Raw genomic sequence first — 14,779 nt, forward strand, 5'->3', positions numbered from 1 at the left:
GAAGTCGATGTGACCGAAGATAGCCCGCAACTCAGTTGTGCACAACTAAAATGTACTCAAGGAGATTTGGCTCACTCGAGTGGCGGTCTGCGGCATGATCGACGCACCATGGGACGAGGAGGACCGATGCCGACGGACAACACCGGATCGCTGTGCCTGGACGATCAGCTGTGCTTCGGGCTCTACGCGGCATCGCGGGCCGTGACCGCGCTCTATCGCGTGGTGCTCGACGATCTGGGCCTGACCTATCCGCAGTACCTGGTGATGCTCGCGCTCTGGGAGGAGGACGAGCGGCTGGTCAAGGAACTCGGCACCGTGCTGAACCTCGACTCCGGCACGCTGTCGCCGCTGCTCAAACGGCTGGAGAAGTCCGGGCTGGTCGAGCGCGTCCGGCAAGCCGACGACGAACGGTCCGTGCGCATCAGCCTGACCGGGGACGGCGCCCGGCTCCGGGAACGCGCGAGCGGGATCCCGAAGATCATCGGCGACGCCATGGGGCTCGACGCGGCCGGTCTCGCCCGCACCCGCGCGGAACTCGATCGCCTGACCGAATCCGTGAACGCCTACCGCGAGGCCTACGTCCCGGCCGGTTAGCATGGGATTTCCGGCGCGGACAAAGGGATGACGATGATCGATCACGACGCGGCGCTCAAGGCCGTCGAGAACAGCTTGGACCGGCCGTCCGCGGCCCGCGTCTACGACTACTTCATCGGCGGCGACACGCACTACGCCATCGACCGCAACTTCGCCGAAAAGGTGCGCGAGCGCCTGCCGCTCATGGGCGACTACTGCAAGACCAGCAGGCAGTTCCTCGGCCGGGCCGTGCGGCGCTGCGCCGAACTGGGCATCCGCCAGTTCGTCGACATCGGTTCCGGCCTGCCGACGGCGGGCAACGTGCACGAGGTCGCCGACGAAGCGCGGCCACAGGAGGACACGCACGTCCTCTACATCGACAACGAGCCGATCGCGCTCGCGCATTCGACGCTGCTGCTCGCCGACACCGCGGACCCGGACCGTCACCACGCGATCGCCGCCGACCTGTTCGACCCCGGTGACCTCTGGGACCGGGTGATGGACTCCGGCATCATCGACGTCCGGGAGCCGATCGCGCTGGTGGTCAACGCGGTCATGCACTTCATCAAGGACGAGCAGGACCCCGACGCGCTGCTGGACTTCTACCGCGACCGGCTCGCGCCGGGCTCACTGCTGGTGCTTTCGCAGATGACCAACGAGAACCCGGCCAACGACGAGGAGCGACAGGCGCTGCTCGACATCCTCGAGTACTACGAGACCACGACAAACCCCGGTTTCCTGCGCACCATGGACGAGTTCCGGCGGTTCTTCGGCGGCTGGCCGCTGCTGGAGCCGGGTCTGGTCTACGCGCCGGCGTGGCATCCGGACGAGAAGACGATCTTCGCCGCTTCGCCTTCGGAGTCCCGCGTCATCGGGGGAATCGCCCGCAAGCCGTAGTTTTTTCCCGTGAAGGCCCCCTTCCCTCGGCTCAGCCGAGGGAAGGGGGCCTTCACGCGCTTTGTGACCCACGTCGCCTTGCAGTGCAACTAGGTGCATATGAAACTAGGTGCATGGCGCTGGAGCACGCGATCCTGGTTTCCCTGTCCGAGCGGTCCGGCTCGGGCTACGAGCTGACGCGCCGCTTCGAGAAGTCCATCGGACTGTGGTGGAGCGCCACCCACCAGCAGATCTACCGCGTCCTCAAGCGGATGGAGGACGCCGGCTGGGTCGCGGTCGCGCCGGTCGCGCAGTCCGGGAAACCCGACAAGAAGGTCTACACCGTCGGCGACGCGGGACGGGCCGAACTGGCCCGCTGGCTCGCCGAACCCGATCCGTCGGCCACCGCCAGGGAACTCGCCGTGAAGATCCGCGGCGCCACCCTCGGCGATCCGGCCGCCGTCGCCGCCGAGGTCGCCCGGCATCGCGACGCGCACGCGGCACGACTCGACGCCTACCTGCTGATCGAGAAGCACGACTTCCCCGACCCGAGCGTCCTCAGTGGACAGTCGTTGCATCAGTTCCTCGTGCTGCGCGGAGGAATCCGAACCGAACAGGGCCACGTCGAGTGGCTCGAGGAAGTCCTCCGGGCATTCCACCACGATGCGTAAGGACCAGCGATGAGCCAGTACCCGAACCTGCTGTCCCCCCTCGATCTCGGTTTCACCACCCTGCGCAACAGGGTGATCATGGGTTCGATGCACACCGGCCTCGAGGACAAGGAAGCGCATTTCCCGCAACTGGCCGAGTACTACGCCGAACGCGCCCGCGGTGGGGTCGGGCTGATCGTCACCGGCGGCTTCGCCCCGAACCGGACCGGCTGGCTCCTGCCGCTGGCGTCCAAGCTGTCGACGCGCGCGGAAGCCAAGGCGCACAAGCGACTCACCGACCCGGTGCACGATGCGGGCGGCAAGATCGCGCTGCAGATCCTGCACGCGGGCCGATATTCCTACCATCCGCTGAGCGTTTCCGCGTCGGGTATCAAGGCTCCGATCAACCCCTTCAAACCGCGGGCTCTTTCCGGATACGGCGTGCTGCGCCAGATCCGCGCGTTCGCCGATTGCGCCTTCCTGGCCAAGGAAGCGGGCTACGACGGCGTCGAGATCATGGGTTCCGAGGGCTACTTCATCAACCAGTTCCTCGCCGAGCGGACCAACAAGCGCACCGACAAATGGGGCGGCAGCGCGGAAAACCGCCGACGGATCGCCGTCGAGATCGTGCGCCGCACACGCGAAGCGGTCGGCGAGGACTTCATCATCATTTATCGGCTGTCCATGTTGGATCTCGTCGAAGGCGGACAGCGCTGGGAAGACGTCGTCGCGCTGGCCAAGGAGGTCGAAGAGGCGGGCGCCACGATCATCAACACCGGCATCGGCTGGCACGAGGCGAGGGTGCCGACGATCGTCACGTCCGTGCCGCGTGCGGCGTTCACGTGGGTGACCGGCAAGCTCAAACCGCACGTCGGGATCCCGGTGGTCACGTCGAACCGGATCAACATGCCCGAGGTCGCCGAGGAGGCGCTGTCGAGCGGTGACGCGGACCTGGTGTCGATGGCGCGGCCGTTCCTCGCCGACCCGGAATGGATCCGCAAGGCCGAGAGCGGGCGCGAGGACGAGATCAACACCTGCATCGCCTGCAACCAGGCCTGTCTCGACCACGCGTTCAAGCGGAAACTGGTGTCCTGCATGGTGAATCCGCGTGCGGGCCACGAGACCACGCTGACGCTTTCGCCCACCCGCAAGACCAAACGCGTCGCCGTCGTCGGCGCGGGTCCCGCCGGGCTCGCGGCCGCGACCGGCCTCGCCGAACGCGGGCACACGGTCGAACTGTTCGAGGCGGACGACGAGATCGGCGGCCAGTTCGGGATCGCGCGGAAGATCCCCGGCAAGGAAGAGTTCGCGGAGACCATCCGGTACTACACGCGACGGCTGGAGGTCACCGGCGTCAAGGTGCGCCTCGGCACGCGCGTGGCCGCCGCCGACCTGGTCGACGCCGGATTCGACGAGGTCGTCCTGGCCACCGGCGTCACGCCGCGGGTGCCGTCGCTCCCCGGTATCGACCACCCCAAGGTTCTGTCCTATGTGGACGTCGTCCGGCACGGGAAACCGGTGGGCGGCAAGGTCGCCGTGATCGGTGCGGGCGGAATCGGCGTGGACGTCAGCGAGTTCCTGACACACACCACCTCCCCCGCGCTCGATCTGGACGCGTGGATGGCCGAATGGGGCGTCACCGATCCCGAGCGGGCGGCGGGCGGGCTGACCGAGCGGAAGGTCGAGCCGTCACCGCGGCAGGTGTTCCTCCTGCAGCGCAAGAAGTCCGGCATCGGGGCGGGGCTGGGCAAGACCAGCGGCTGGGTGCACCGGGCCGCGCTGAAGGCCAAACGCGTCGAGCAGCTCACCGGGGTCACCTACGACCGGATCGACGACGACGGCCTGCACATCACCGTCGGTGACCGGCCGCGCGTGCTCGCTGTGGACAACGTCGTCGTCTGCGCGGGACAGGAGCCGGTGCGCGACCTCGTGGACGACCTGCGCGCGGCCGGACTGCCGGTGCATCTGATCGGCGGCGCCGACGTCGCGGCCGAACTGGACGCCAAACGGGCCATCGATCAGGGAACCCGCCTCGCCGCCGTTCTCTGACGAGTGGGCTTGTAGATGGCAGGATGAACCCTTGTGCGGGACGTATGCGTGATCGGGCTCGGGTTGATCGGTGGTTCGCTGCTGCGCGCGGCGCATTCGATCGGCCGCACCACGTTCGGGGCGACGACCTCCGAAGCTGACGCGGACGCCGCCAGCAGAGCGGGTTTCGACGTGACGACGCAGGTCGAAGCCGCGCTGGGCAAGGCGGCGGAGCGGGACGCGATGATCGTGCTCGCGGTGCCGCTGCCCGCGGTCGAGGAGGTGCTCCGGACCGTTTCGCGGGTCGCCGGGCACTGCGTGCTCACCGACGTGACCAGCGTGAAGGCCCCGGTGCTCGACTCGGTCCGCCGTCGCGCGCCGTACGCGAAGTTCGTCGGCGGGCACCCGATGGCCGGGACGGCGAACTCCGGCTGGAAGGCGAGCGATCCGGCACTGTTCGGCGGCGCGGCGTGGGTGCTGGGCGTCGAACACGACACCGATCTGACCGCTTGGGCGGAGGTCGCCCAGCTGGTGCTGGACGTCGGCGCGCGTGTCGTGCCGCTGCCGGCGGACTCGCACGACGAGACGGTCGCGCGGATCTCGCATCTGCCGCATATCTTCGCGGCCATCCTGGCCACGATCGGCGCGCAGGGCGGGCCGCTGGCGATGTCGCTGGCCGCCGGGTCCTACACGGACGGCACGCGGGTGGCCGGGTCGAGCCCGGCGCTGGTGCGGGCGATGACCGAGGGCAACCGGGACGCGCTGCTGCCGATCGTCGACGAAGCGCTCGGGCGGCTGGGCGCCGCACGGGGCTCGCTGGCGTCGACGGGTGGCCTCGCGGTGACGGTCAACGCGGGTCACGAAGGGGCGCAAGCGTTCGCGGCCGCGAAGGACGCGGAACGCGCCGGGGTGCGGGTCAGTCTGAGCGCGCCGGACGCGCGGGACGGCCTGATCGCGCTCGGCGAGCGCGGCGGCTGGATCACGGCCATCGACGGCGACACCGCGATCGGCGAGGTCTCCTGACGCGTTTCGTCCTCTGAATGCGGTAGTCGCGCGTGCAAGGACCGCATTCAGAGGACGAAACGCCGAGGGTTACCGGCCCGGCGGCGGGTTCTGGGACGGGGTGTCCGGGGTGTCGTCGAACTTGTTGATGAAGCCCTTCGCCTTCTCGACCCCGGAGTCGATCTGCGAGTCGTGACCGGAGAACTTCGACTTCGCGAAGTCCGCCGCCTTGTCCAGGCCGCCCTCGATCTTGTCGTTGTGCTCGCGGAGAGCGTCGGTGGCCTTGTTCTTCAATTCGTCGAAGTTGATGCCCATGGCCACATCGTCACACAGGTACCGGCGAAGACGCCCCGGCGATCACCCGTCGTGGGGACGCTCAGAACGGCCGGTCGCCCACGATGGCGACGCGCTCGGCCACGCGCGCGTACGGGTGGTAGTCGTTGACGGCGTAGTGCTGGGTGGCGCGGTTGTCCCAGAAGGCCACCGAACCCGGCCGCCAGCCGAAGCGCACCTGGAACTCCGGGATGTGCGCCCGGCTGAACAGGTACCGCAGGAGCCGGTCGCTCTCGTCGCGGTCCATGCCGACGATGTGCGTCGTGAACGCCTGGTTCACGAAGAGGGTGCGCCGCCCGGTTTCCGGATGCGTGCGGACGACCGGATGCTCGACCGGCGGGAACGCGTCCTGGTGGCGCAGCAGCAGTTCCGGATCGGAGAAGCGGTCGAATCCGGGGATGAAGTCGTGCACCGCGGTCGACCCGTCGATCCGCTCGCGGACGTCTTCCGGCAGGTTGTCGTAGGCGGCGGCCATGTCGGCCCACATCGTGTCGCCGCCGACCGGCGGGACCTCGATCAGCCGCAGGACCGAACCGAGCGCGGGCTCGGGCCGGAAGGTGACGTCCACGTGCCAGATGTTCTCGAACGCGGGCATGCTCGCCGAGCGGGTGAACCGGGTGGTGTCCTCGGTCTCCCCCTTCGGGATGAACGGGTTCGTCTCCAGCTCACCCCAGTTGGCGGCGAAGGCGCGCTGGTGTTCCGAAGTGATGTCCTGGTCGCGAAAGAACAGCACCTTCCACTCCAGCAGCGCGCGATTCAGCTCTGCGTGGAGAGCGGGCGTCAGCGGCCGGGCGAGGTCGACGCCGCCGATTTCGGCACCGATCACCCGTCCCAGCGGACGCAGCGCGAAAAGTTCGTACGGGCGTTCTTCGACGCCTTCCGGCAGGCGCCGCAGCAGCCGCGGCCCTTCGAGGATCCCGCCATCGGGGACGGTCGCGGGGCGGAGGTGGACACGGTCGGGCAGGGCGATGGACATACGTGCTCCCAGGATTCACCGTCGGATGACTTGGCGAGATGAGGAGCTACGCGGGCGGGGAGCCCAACCGTCCACGGCGCAGGAGCAAAGCGGCGACGCCTTCGCCGGCCGAACGCGTCGGCGCGGACTCCCAGTGGACGGACACGGGGCCATCGTGGGCGTGATTTGGCGTGCGGTCAATAGCGTCCACCGAGCGGGACGATCATCGCCTCCGCTCGGAGGGGAAACTGCCCGACCACGTGTTCCGCTCCTCGCGCGGGCGCAGCGCCTCGGCCAGCACCCACTGCGAATGCGTCGTGCCGCCCCGGCCGACCGGGCCGAGCTGGAAGGTGACCCAGCCGACCCAGTGCCCCGTCGTCGTCGCCCGCCACATCCCCAGCAGCCCGGGGACGGTGCCGGTCAGATCCAGGCCGTCGGGCAGGCGGGTCTTCACCGCGCCGACGGGGTAGACCAGCGTGAGATCGACCCAAACGGGCTGGTTGGGCCGGACCATGCGCAGGTGACGCGGCCCCGGCGGCAGCGTGTCACCAGTGTCGAGCATGCGTCGATTATGCGTGAAAACTCGAACATTAGTTCGAGATGATGCTCACCCTCCCCCGTCCGGGTGGTCGGCCCTCAGGCTCGGCGGTGGTACGGCAGGAACCGCCGGACCAGCCGCAACGGCGCACGTTCGACGAGGTCGGGGCCGCGCACGGCGTCGAAGGCGGCACCGATCTGGTCGACGACGCCGGACAGCTGCTCGTTGTCGGGCATCGGCATCTCCGCCGGTTCCCGTTCTTCGCGGACGGCGGCCGCGAGTTCGGTGAGGGCGGCCGTCAGGAGGGCGATGTCGGCGTCGGCCGGGGCGGGGGCGCCGCGGCCGAGGGTGACACCGACCTCGGTGACGGCGTCGGCGACGCGTTCGAGCCCGGCGATCACCGGCCACCAGGCGACGGCCTGCCGTCCGGCGGCGGAGGGTTCGACGACGACCTGCTGGAACGCGGTCCGCAGATCGGCCAGCGCGCGGTAGGCGCGGCGACGGGCACGCGAACGTTCCAAGCGCGCTTCACCCGACGGGGCGAGCACGAGCCCCTTGTCGACGTATTTCACCAGGCTGTCGAGGCTGTCGGCGAGCCGTCCGCCGACCTGCGGCCGCCGGCTGCCCGGCCAGAGCAGGTAGCCGAAGAGCAGGACGATCGCGCAACCGAGCACGGTGTCGACGAGCCGCGCGAGCACGACGTCCCAGCTTCCGGTGCTGGCGAGATCCATCTGCAGGATGATCAGCGGTGTCACGAAGGCGCTGAGGATGCCGTAGTTGCGGACCTTGCCGACCGCGACGCCGCCCGCGAACACGGCGATCAGCAGGACCAGCAGCCAGCCTTCGCCGCCCGCGGCGAGTACGGCCGCGCCGATGCCCACCCCGATCACCGTGCCGATGCCGCGCAGCACGGCGCGGCCGAAGACCGAGCCGAAGTCGGGTTTGAGGACGATGCCGACGGTGAGCGTGATCCAGTAGGACCGTTCGAACGGGACGAGCAGCGCGACGACTTCGGCGATCGCGACGCACAACGTGAGGCGGAGCGCGGCGAACCAGGTGAGCGGGCCGGAGATGAGCGACCCCGCCCAGCCGCGAAGGCGTTTGTGCCATGGCTGGACCTCGCGCCGTTTCCGGTTGTCGCCCTTGCCTATTCGGCCGAGCCCGGCGTAGAGCGCGGCGAGGACCGGGTCGGCGTCTTCGGGCGCTTCGGGCGGCTCCGGTAGCTCCTGGTTCGCGAGTACGGCGGCCGAGGTCGCGATGAAGTGATCGATCACGTCGTCCGGGGCGTGACGGCCGGCGTTGACCATCGCGACCGACGCCTCGACGGCGGGAGTGCTGGCCGAAAGCAGGTTGAGCAGCTGGCGGTAGGTGGCGTCGCGGCCCGACAGCCAGGATCGCGCGGTGAGCAGCCGGTCGTACGCGGTGTTCATCGCGGTCGTCAGCTGGTGGCGGGCGACGCGGGAGGTGGCTTCGTCGGTCGCGGACAACATCGCGGCGAGTTCGACGTAGACGTGCGCGACGGCGCCGCGTTCGGGGCTGGTGGCGCGGAAGGTCCAGGTGGCGAGCGCGACGAGCAGGCTCCAGGCGGCGCCGACGCAGAAGTAGCCGAGGAGGACTTCGACGCGCAGGCCGGTGACGTGCTGGCCGGTGCCGAGGACGCAGAAGACGAACATCTGGAGCCCGGCGACCGACGCGTTGCTGCCCGCCGCGCTGATCAGCGCGGACACCGCCGCCACACCGACGACGACCGGGATGGACGCGGCCGGGATACCGCCGGTGATCAGCCCGGCGAAGTAGCCGAGGGCGGCGGCCGCGGTGGCGCCGCCGAGCCGCCGGGCGCGGTAGCGGTACGGGCCGGCGGATTCGGAGAGGACGGTGGGCAGGGCGCCGGTGGAGATGAGCGCGCCGACCCCGATGTCGCCGAGCGCGTAGCCGACGGCCAGCGGGACGGCGAGGGCGAGGACGGCGCGGGCGACCATGTTCCACGGGATGGGAACCGGTGTGCTGCGGAGCAGCTGCACCAGCCAATGTGGTGCGGCGATCTCGCGGCGCGTCGTGCTCACGCCCCTATCTTGACTTATCCGTGCCGGCCGGAGCGGTTATCGTCGCCACATGGGCAAGACGTACTCCTTCGAGGTCAACCGGACGAGCAGCGCCTCGCCCGCTTCTCTGTTCGCGCTGGAGGCCGATGGGTCCCGGTGGTCGGAATGGGCGAAGCCGGTGGTGTTCCACTCGCGCTGGGCGCGGAAACCGGACGCGGACGGGGTGGGCGCCGTCCGGGCCGTCGGGCTGTGGCCGGTGTACCTCCACGAAGAGACGCTGGAGTACGAACAGGACCGAAAGCACGTCTACGGCTTCGCGGGTCTCGCGCCGCTCAAGGACTATCGCGCCGAAGTCTCGTTCACGCCGAACGCTTCCGGCGGCACGGATCTGCGCTGGACCGGCCGGTTCACCGAACCGCTGCCCGGCACCGGCGCCGCCGTCCGCACGGCCCTGCGCACCGTGATCTCGATCCTGGCCACGCGCCTGGTGAAACACGCGGAACGCACCTGACCCCACCCCCCGCCCTTCCCAAGGGGGGCGACCCCGAGTCCAGTCTACCGGCGATGGGCGCGGGAAAGGGCCGCTCGGCGGAGTTGTCCACAGGTGGCGATGGTTGTGGACAACTCCTGTGGGGAAGTGAAGGACGCCATAGCCGCATAGGACGCGGCCAAGGGCGCTTTCGTCGCATAAGACGCGGCGAAAGTCCCCTTCAGCCCGCGCCCAGGCACAGGAAGGGACGCCGCAGCGGATCGGCGGCGGTCGCTTCCGCGAGCGCCAAAGCGGGCGCCGTCCCCGAAGCCAGCCGCCGGTGCAGGTCGGACATCGCCGCGGCGGCGGCCTTGTCGCCGACCCGCGCGATCGCGCCGATGACCGTCCGCGAACCACTCGCGAGCAACGTCCCGGCGAAACCGAGTGCTTCCTCGCCGGGCCGGATATGACTCATCGCGAGCTCGCACGCGGCCAGCACCACCCGTTCCGGCGGCTTCGCGAGCCGGGCGGTTTCGTGCGCGTACAACGGGCCGTCGACGAGTTCCAGCCGCGAGAACAACGCGTTCGCCGGTTCGTGCGCGCCGTGCGCGACGAGATGCGCCATCCCGGCACCGTCCAAAGCGGACAGTACGGCGTCGCTGGTCGCGTCCTTCCCGTCGACGAGGCGGGCCTGCGGGTACACGGTCCGCAGGTTCCGCACCTCACCGACCGAACCCGGCACACCGGGCCCGCCGGCGAGCAGGACCGGGCCGGAACTCCGCCGCCCGGTCGCGGTCACCCAGGCGGTCGCCGACGGCGCGATCGACACCGGATGTCCGTGCAGCGACGGCAAAGCACCCCACGGCAACGCGTACAGCGAGCCGATCGGCACGATGATCAGCTCGCGGTTTTCCAGGGTCTTCGCCAGCGACGCCGAGATCAGCTTGTCCAGTTTGTCCGCCCGGCGCCGCGCGGAACCGGTGACGACCTCGACCAGCGGCGCGGGCAGGTTGTCCGGGGCCAGCGCGTCGAGGTCCGCGTGCAACTGCCGCGCGGTCTCGACGATCTCCGCGAGCGGACCCAGCTTCAGCAGCCGGAACCGGCCGCGGTCGACGACCACCGCGTACAAGGTGTCGCGATACCCCATCAGGCTGACCAACACGCGATCGCCGAGCCGCTCCACCACCTCTTCGGGTGCCGAGACCGGACGCGGACGACCCCATTGGCTGGTGTACCACCCGAGCCGCGTCGCCTCCCGCTGCAGACGGTCGTAGCGCTCCTCGAGCTCCCCGACCGGTTCACCGGACAGCCGCCGCGCCTGGATCGTCCCCTGCACGTGCCGCATTTCGTTGATGTGCCGGGCGAGCGCGGGGTCCTCGATGACCGGCAGCGGTTCGTAGCGGTACACCTGCGCGCGCGTGCGTTCCAGCCACGCGAACAGGCTCTTCGCCCCGGCGCCGCTGCGCCTCGCCTTCTTGAGCACCAGCGTGAGCGCGAGTTTGCCCAGCTCTTCGCCGTGCGCCGCGGTCCCGCAGACGAGGTCGAGCCCGCCCATGCGGTCGCGGATCTGCCCGAGTTCCGCCAGCCCGGCCCGCGCCTGCGCGAGCGCCGAACGCGGCCGATGCGACGCCACCGCGAGTTCGGCCCGGCACAACCGGAGCTGCATCCGGTGGTCGATCGGCGTGGTCTGCCGCGGTTTCGGTACCTGCGCGAGGAGTTCCTGCGCGGCGACCGTCTCTTCGCGACGGATCAGCAGCCGCACCGCGAACATCCGGGCCGCGCCCGCTTCGTCGCGCAGACCGAGCCCGGCGAGCCGGATGGCGAGATCGGCCAGCCGCTCCGGAAGTTTCGCGGACGGCTTCTTCTCCCGGTCCGCCAGCACCTTCACCGCGTCCGCGCGAAGCCGGGTCAACTCGGCGATCTCCGCCCACCGGCCGTTGCCACGCCGCAGGAAGCTCCGCCGTGCGGACGTCGCGAGCTTCTTCGCGAGGACGTGGTCACCCTCCAGGATGGCCGCGCCCGCCCGCGCGACCTCCGCTTCCGCGACGAGATGGTGCGCGCCGTTGTCCCGGAGTTCGGGGATCGCCTCGTCGAGGTGTCGCGCCGCCTCCTCGGCGAGCCCGGCGGTGAGCAGGGCCTTCGCCTGGTCGAGCCGAACGAGCGGCAGCGAGCCTGGCCCGTCGGTGACGAAGATCGAGGCCGCCTGTTCGTAGTGCCGGAGCGCTTCGGGGATGTCGCCGAGCAACTGGGCGTGATCACCCAGGTTGTGCCGGATCTTCCCTTCGAGCATCCGGTGCCCGTGTTCGACGGCGATGTCGAGCGCGGCGACGAGATCGGCGTGCGCCGCCTCCGGATTGCTCATCTGGAGATGCAGCCAAGCCCGGTTCACCAGGTTCCGGGTGAGCAGAAGGCTGTGCTTCGCCGCTTCCGCGACGAGGTTCGGCATCGCGGCGTTGTACAGCGCGAGCGATTCGTCCAGGTGCCCGGACCTCATCAGCACCACGGCTCGCTGGAGCACGACGGTGAAGCTCAGCTCGCGTCGGATGTCGCCTTCCGGCAACTGGAGCCGGACCTGTTCCGCCTCGGAGAGCCGGGCGAATCCGTCCTGCTGGGACGCGACCTCCGCCTCCGCGGCCGCCAGGCTGATGAGGATCCGGACGCGGATCGCCAGCCGTTCGACACTGCCGGATTCGACCGGCCCGAGGCGCGCCAAGCCACGCTGCAGCAACCGGATGGCCGCGCCCGGACCGTGATCGGAGGCCGCGGCCCTCGCCTGACGGTGCAGATCGGCCGCCGCCTCGGCTACGGGATCGACGACAGGAAGCTGCACGGGCACACGCACTATGGGAGCACACCCGCGCCGCATAACGGAACAGCCGTCCGGTTACAGCACCACTGTCGGTGTCACGACGGTCCGGCGACAGGTCACGTCGCCGAGGTGGATCACGATCTGGGTGGTGCCCTGGGGGACGTTGTCCAGCACGAATCGGCCTCCCTCGTCGGCGGTGGTGGAACTCGTGCCGTGCTCGGCGACGCGAACCTCCACTCCGTACTCGCCGGCGGGCACGAGCCAGCCGTCGATCCGGTGTTTCTTGCCGATCTTGGTCAGGTTGATCATCACGGTCAGGTCGCTGACGGTGAAGGTGATCGTGCCGGTGTCGCTGCCACGAACGCCCGCGGTGGCGTCCATCCGTTCCCAGCGGGCGACCTCGACGTCGAGGTTTTCGAGCGCGAGCGCGAACTGAACCCGCTGCACCAGGTCTCCCGGTGGCGGGTCCAGTTCGTCCATGAAGCGCCCGATATCGGCGAGCAAGGCCTCATCGCCCGGGGAGGTCATCTCCCCCGGCGTCCCGAGGTCGTTCATCGGCTTCCCCCTTCGTGGGCCAGCAGGTCGCGCATCGATTCGAGGCAACGGCCCCTGGTCGGGCCGACACTTCCGCGCGGCATACGGAGTGCTTCGGCGACCAGTTGGTATTCGGCCCGCCCGGCGAGCACGGTCAGCCGAAGGAGCTGCTGACAGCGGTGCGGCAGGCGGAGGAAGGCGCGCCAGACCCGGCGATCCCGGTCGGCGCGGACGGCTTCCTCTTCGGGGGCCGGGTGGGTGCTCTCCATGCTTTCGGCCAGCTCGTCGGTCAGCGGGACAGGCTGGGCGCGGCGGCCGAAAGGATGCTGAGCTTCGCGTCTGGTGGTGGTGATCAACCAGGCGGCGAGCGCTTTGGGGTCCCGAAGTTTCTCGAGCTGGCTGAAGAGGGCGAGCCACACCGTCTGGACCACGTCCTCGGCGGTCAGGCGGTCGAGCCCGTTCGCGCGCGCGACGTGCCACACGAGCGGGGTCAGCTCGTGCACAAGTCTGTCCATCGCCTGGCGGTCACCGGCCCGCGCCGCGCGCATGCAGGCGGCATGCAGGTCGGCACCGGTCAGTCCTTCCCATGGCGGGTCTACCTCGGTCGTTTGCACGTCGGTCACCGTATCTGCCCCACTTCGGACGTGTCTTCGTGTCGGCGCTGGCAGTATCGCGGGCCCTTCGGGGAGAAGGAGCGTGCAAGAGGCTCTGGGATACATCAAGTCACTAACTTTTTTGTCGAATTTCGGTCGTCCCCCTCGGTCTGGGGTGAAGGACAAAGGCACCGGCCGGCGCGAGTAGGTGTGGACTGCGCACCGGCCGGTCCTTTTTTCCCTCCCCCCGGGCCCGCTCCCCAACGGGCCCGCGTCCGGGCGTCCCCCTCCCCCGAAGGAGCACCCGGAGGCAATGCCCGGAGGCCCCCTCGGCCTCCGGACATCACCTGTCTGTGTTGATTCAGTTCACCGGCGGTTTGGTGCCGTTCGGGTCCCAGTTGCCGTCCGGGCTGGTGCCGGGACGGGGCGGGACCGGCGCCGTGATCGGCTTCGGCTTCGTGGTCTCTTCGAGGTCCTCGGTGGCCGTGGCCTCGTCGTCGACGGGTGCGGTGTTGGTCTCGGTCGTCATCGGGTGTCCCTCATTTCCTCGACTGCTCCATAGGACGCAATGAGGCTGCCACCAGATACACGCAGAGCCAGCTTTTTCGCGGAAATTTCTTAATCTGTGGCAGGCGGGTGACCTGATCAGCGTTTTTACCCGGAAATCGTGTCGCTGAGTAGCCGCCGGCTCACGTCCGCGAGTTGTCCGGCCCAGCGCCGGTAGCCCTCGGGGCCGGGGTGGAAGCGGTCCTCGGCGAAGGTCGCCGGGTCCAGCATCGCGGCGGGCATCGGGACGTGAACGACATCGGGCAGCAGCGCCAGCCGCGCGGCCGCGGCGTCGAGGACGGCCGACCGCGCGCCGAGGACGTCCCGCAGCGGACGCGGCAGCGAGGGGAACCGGCCCATCGGCGGTACGCCCGCGAGCACCACCGGGACCCGGCCCACGCGGCGCCGCACGGCGACGACGAGGTCGAGCAGGTCACGCCGGTAGCGCGTGGCCGAATGCAACTCGATCGTGTCGTTGACGCCCAGCGCGATCACCACGAGGTCGGCGGGTTCGAGCAGTGGCAGCAGTTCCTCGCGTGCCACGCGCGCGTTGGCGCCGGTCTTGCCGATGGCCTGCCAGGCGACCGCGCCGCCGTCCCGCGCGAGTTCCTCCGCGAGCCGTCCGGTCAGCGCCTCGGCGTGGGTGGCCGCGCCGACGCCGTCCACGGTGGACTCGCCGAGCACCGCGAGCCGCAGCGGACGGCCGTCACCCCGCACGAGGCCGGTGACCGGTCCCTCGGCACCGGGCAGCCTTGGCGTCGTGCGGCGCACCCGGACGGCTTGCGCGAGCAGGATCGGGGCGAGCACCACCGCACGGCTGATCACCCCGCG

The 14,779-nt window shown here is 69.8% G+C and carries 15 protein-coding genes; 6 read left to right on the top strand and 9 right to left on the bottom strand.

Translation table 11 applies throughout. The annotated features are described in order from the left end of the window. Window positions 1-126: 126 nt before the first annotated feature. The 5 genes from DMH01_RS21245 (at window position 127) to DMH01_RS21265 (ending at window position 5,150) form a co-directional block, all read left to right on the top strand. A complete protein-coding gene (locus tag DMH01_RS21245; protein WP_125679026.1) occupies window positions 127-594 on the top strand; it encodes a MarR family winged helix-turn-helix transcriptional regulator in 468 nt (155 codons plus the stop codon). Between the two features lie 27 nt (window positions 595-621). After that, window positions 622-1,470: an SAM-dependent methyltransferase gene (locus DMH01_RS21250; RefSeq protein ID WP_199745579.1), complete on the top strand. Its 849-nt coding sequence runs from the start codon at window positions 622-624 to the stop codon at window positions 1,468-1,470. Between the two features lie 113 nt (window positions 1,471-1,583). Then, entirely contained in the window at window positions 1,584-2,120 is a 537-nt protein-coding gene (locus tag DMH01_RS21255; RefSeq protein WP_125679028.1) for a PadR family transcriptional regulator, read from the top strand. Between the two features lie 9 nt (window positions 2,121-2,129). Then, entirely contained in the window at window positions 2,130-4,148 is a 2,019-nt protein-coding gene (locus tag DMH01_RS21260; RefSeq protein WP_125679029.1) for an NADPH-dependent 2,4-dienoyl-CoA reductase, read from the top strand. 48 nt (window positions 4,149-4,196) lie between these two features. Further along, the gene (locus DMH01_RS21265) at window positions 4,197-5,150 is read left to right on the top strand and encodes a prephenate dehydrogenase (protein WP_125679800.1); all 954 of its coding nucleotides are present in this window, start codon (window positions 4,197-4,199) and stop codon (window positions 5,148-5,150) included. A gap of 69 nt (window positions 5,151-5,219) precedes the next feature. On the opposite strand, the gene DMH01_RS21270 is transcribed toward DMH01_RS21265, so the two are convergent. The 4 genes from DMH01_RS21270 to DMH01_RS21285 form a co-directional block, all read right to left on the bottom strand. Beyond that, a complete protein-coding gene (locus tag DMH01_RS21270) occupies window positions 5,220-5,444 on the bottom strand; it encodes an antitoxin (RefSeq protein WP_125679030.1) in 225 nt (74 codons plus the stop codon). A gap of 61 nt (window positions 5,445-5,505) precedes the next feature. Beyond that, on the bottom strand, window positions 5,506-6,438 hold the full coding sequence (locus DMH01_RS21275) for a TauD/TfdA family dioxygenase (protein WP_125679031.1): 933 nt from the start codon (window positions 6,436-6,438) through the stop codon (window positions 5,506-5,508). 202 nt (window positions 6,439-6,640) lie between these two features. Further along, complete coding sequence (locus tag DMH01_RS21280) at window positions 6,641-6,979, bottom strand: hypothetical protein (RefSeq protein ID WP_125679032.1); 339 nt, start codon at window positions 6,977-6,979, stop codon at window positions 6,641-6,643. Between the two features lie 74 nt (window positions 6,980-7,053). Then, window positions 7,054-9,018, bottom strand: coding sequence for an FUSC family protein (locus DMH01_RS21285; RefSeq protein WP_125679033.1), 1,965 nt, complete (start codon window positions 9,016-9,018; stop codon window positions 7,054-7,056). A 49-nt stretch (window positions 9,019-9,067) separates the two neighbouring features. On the opposite strand from DMH01_RS21285, the gene DMH01_RS21290 reads away from it, so the two are divergent. After that, window positions 9,068-9,508, top strand: coding sequence for an SRPBCC family protein (locus DMH01_RS21290; protein ID WP_125679034.1), 441 nt, complete (start codon window positions 9,068-9,070; stop codon window positions 9,506-9,508). Window positions 9,509-9,707: 199 nt separating this feature from the next. Here DMH01_RS21290 and DMH01_RS21295 read toward each other — a convergent pair whose 3' ends face one another. From DMH01_RS21295 to DMH01_RS21310, 5 genes are all read right to left on the bottom strand, one after another. Next, a complete protein-coding gene (locus DMH01_RS21295; RefSeq protein ID WP_125679035.1) occupies window positions 9,708-12,308 on the bottom strand; it encodes a CHAT domain-containing protein in 2,601 nt (866 codons plus the stop codon). Window positions 12,309-12,350: 42 nt separating this feature from the next. Then, a complete protein-coding gene (locus tag DMH01_RS21300) occupies window positions 12,351-12,830 on the bottom strand; it encodes a hypothetical protein (protein ID WP_007030725.1) in 480 nt (159 codons plus the stop codon). Then, window positions 12,827-13,432, bottom strand: a complete 606-nt coding sequence (locus tag DMH01_RS21305; RefSeq protein WP_007030724.1) for an RNA polymerase sigma factor — start codon at window positions 13,430-13,432, stop codon at window positions 12,827-12,829. The genes DMH01_RS21300 and DMH01_RS21305 overlap by 4 nt, the downstream gene beginning before the upstream one ends. A gap of 331 nt (window positions 13,433-13,763) precedes the next feature. Beyond that, entirely contained in the window at window positions 13,764-13,931 is a 168-nt protein-coding gene (locus DMH01_RS43050; RefSeq protein ID WP_167373514.1) for a hypothetical protein, read from the bottom strand. A gap of 125 nt (window positions 13,932-14,056) precedes the next feature. After that, window positions 14,057-14,773 (bottom strand): SGNH/GDSL hydrolase family protein, encoded by a 717-nt coding sequence (locus tag DMH01_RS21310; protein ID WP_125679036.1) that lies wholly within the window; start codon window positions 14,771-14,773, stop codon window positions 14,057-14,059. Window positions 14,774-14,779 lie beyond the last annotated feature (6 nt).

This window comes from Amycolatopsis sp. WAC 04182 (assembly GCF_003947465.1).
In the GTDB taxonomy this organism is placed as follows: Bacteria; Actinomycetota; Actinomycetes; order Mycobacteriales; family Pseudonocardiaceae; genus Amycolatopsis.

What these genes read in the sequence shown, in the direction of transcription:
- DMH01_RS21260 (WP_125679029.1), top strand. Translation starts at nt 2,130, where the DNA reads ATGAGCCAGTACCCGAACCTGCTGTCCCCCCTCGATCTCGGTTTCACC.
- DMH01_RS21290 (WP_125679034.1), top strand. Translation starts at nt 9,068, where the DNA reads ATGGGCAAGACGTACTCCTTCGAGGTCAACCGGACGAGCAGCGCCTCG.
- DMH01_RS43050 (WP_167373514.1), bottom strand. Translation starts at nt 13,931, where the DNA reads ATGACGACCGAGACCAACACCGCACCCGTCGACGACGAGGCCACGGCC.
- DMH01_RS21270 (WP_125679030.1), bottom strand. Translation starts at nt 5,444, where the DNA reads ATGGGCATCAACTTCGACGAATTGAAGAACAAGGCCACCGACGCTCTC.
- DMH01_RS21250 (WP_199745579.1), top strand. Translation starts at nt 622, where the DNA reads ATGACGATGATCGATCACGACGCGGCGCTCAAGGCCGTCGAGAACAGC.
- DMH01_RS21245 (WP_125679026.1), top strand. Translation starts at nt 127, where the DNA reads ATGCCGACGGACAACACCGGATCGCTGTGCCTGGACGATCAGCTGTGC.
- DMH01_RS21275 (WP_125679031.1), bottom strand. Translation starts at nt 6,438, where the DNA reads ATGTCCATCGCCCTGCCCGACCGTGTCCACCTCCGCCCCGCGACCGTC.
- DMH01_RS21280 (WP_125679032.1), bottom strand. Translation starts at nt 6,979, where the DNA reads ATGCTCGACACTGGTGACACGCTGCCGCCGGGGCCGCGTCACCTGCGC.
- DMH01_RS21255 (WP_125679028.1), top strand. Translation starts at nt 1,584, where the DNA reads ATGGCGCTGGAGCACGCGATCCTGGTTTCCCTGTCCGAGCGGTCCGGC.
- DMH01_RS21300 (WP_007030725.1), bottom strand. Translation starts at nt 12,830, where the DNA reads ATGAACGACCTCGGGACGCCGGGGGAGATGACCTCCCCGGGCGATGAG.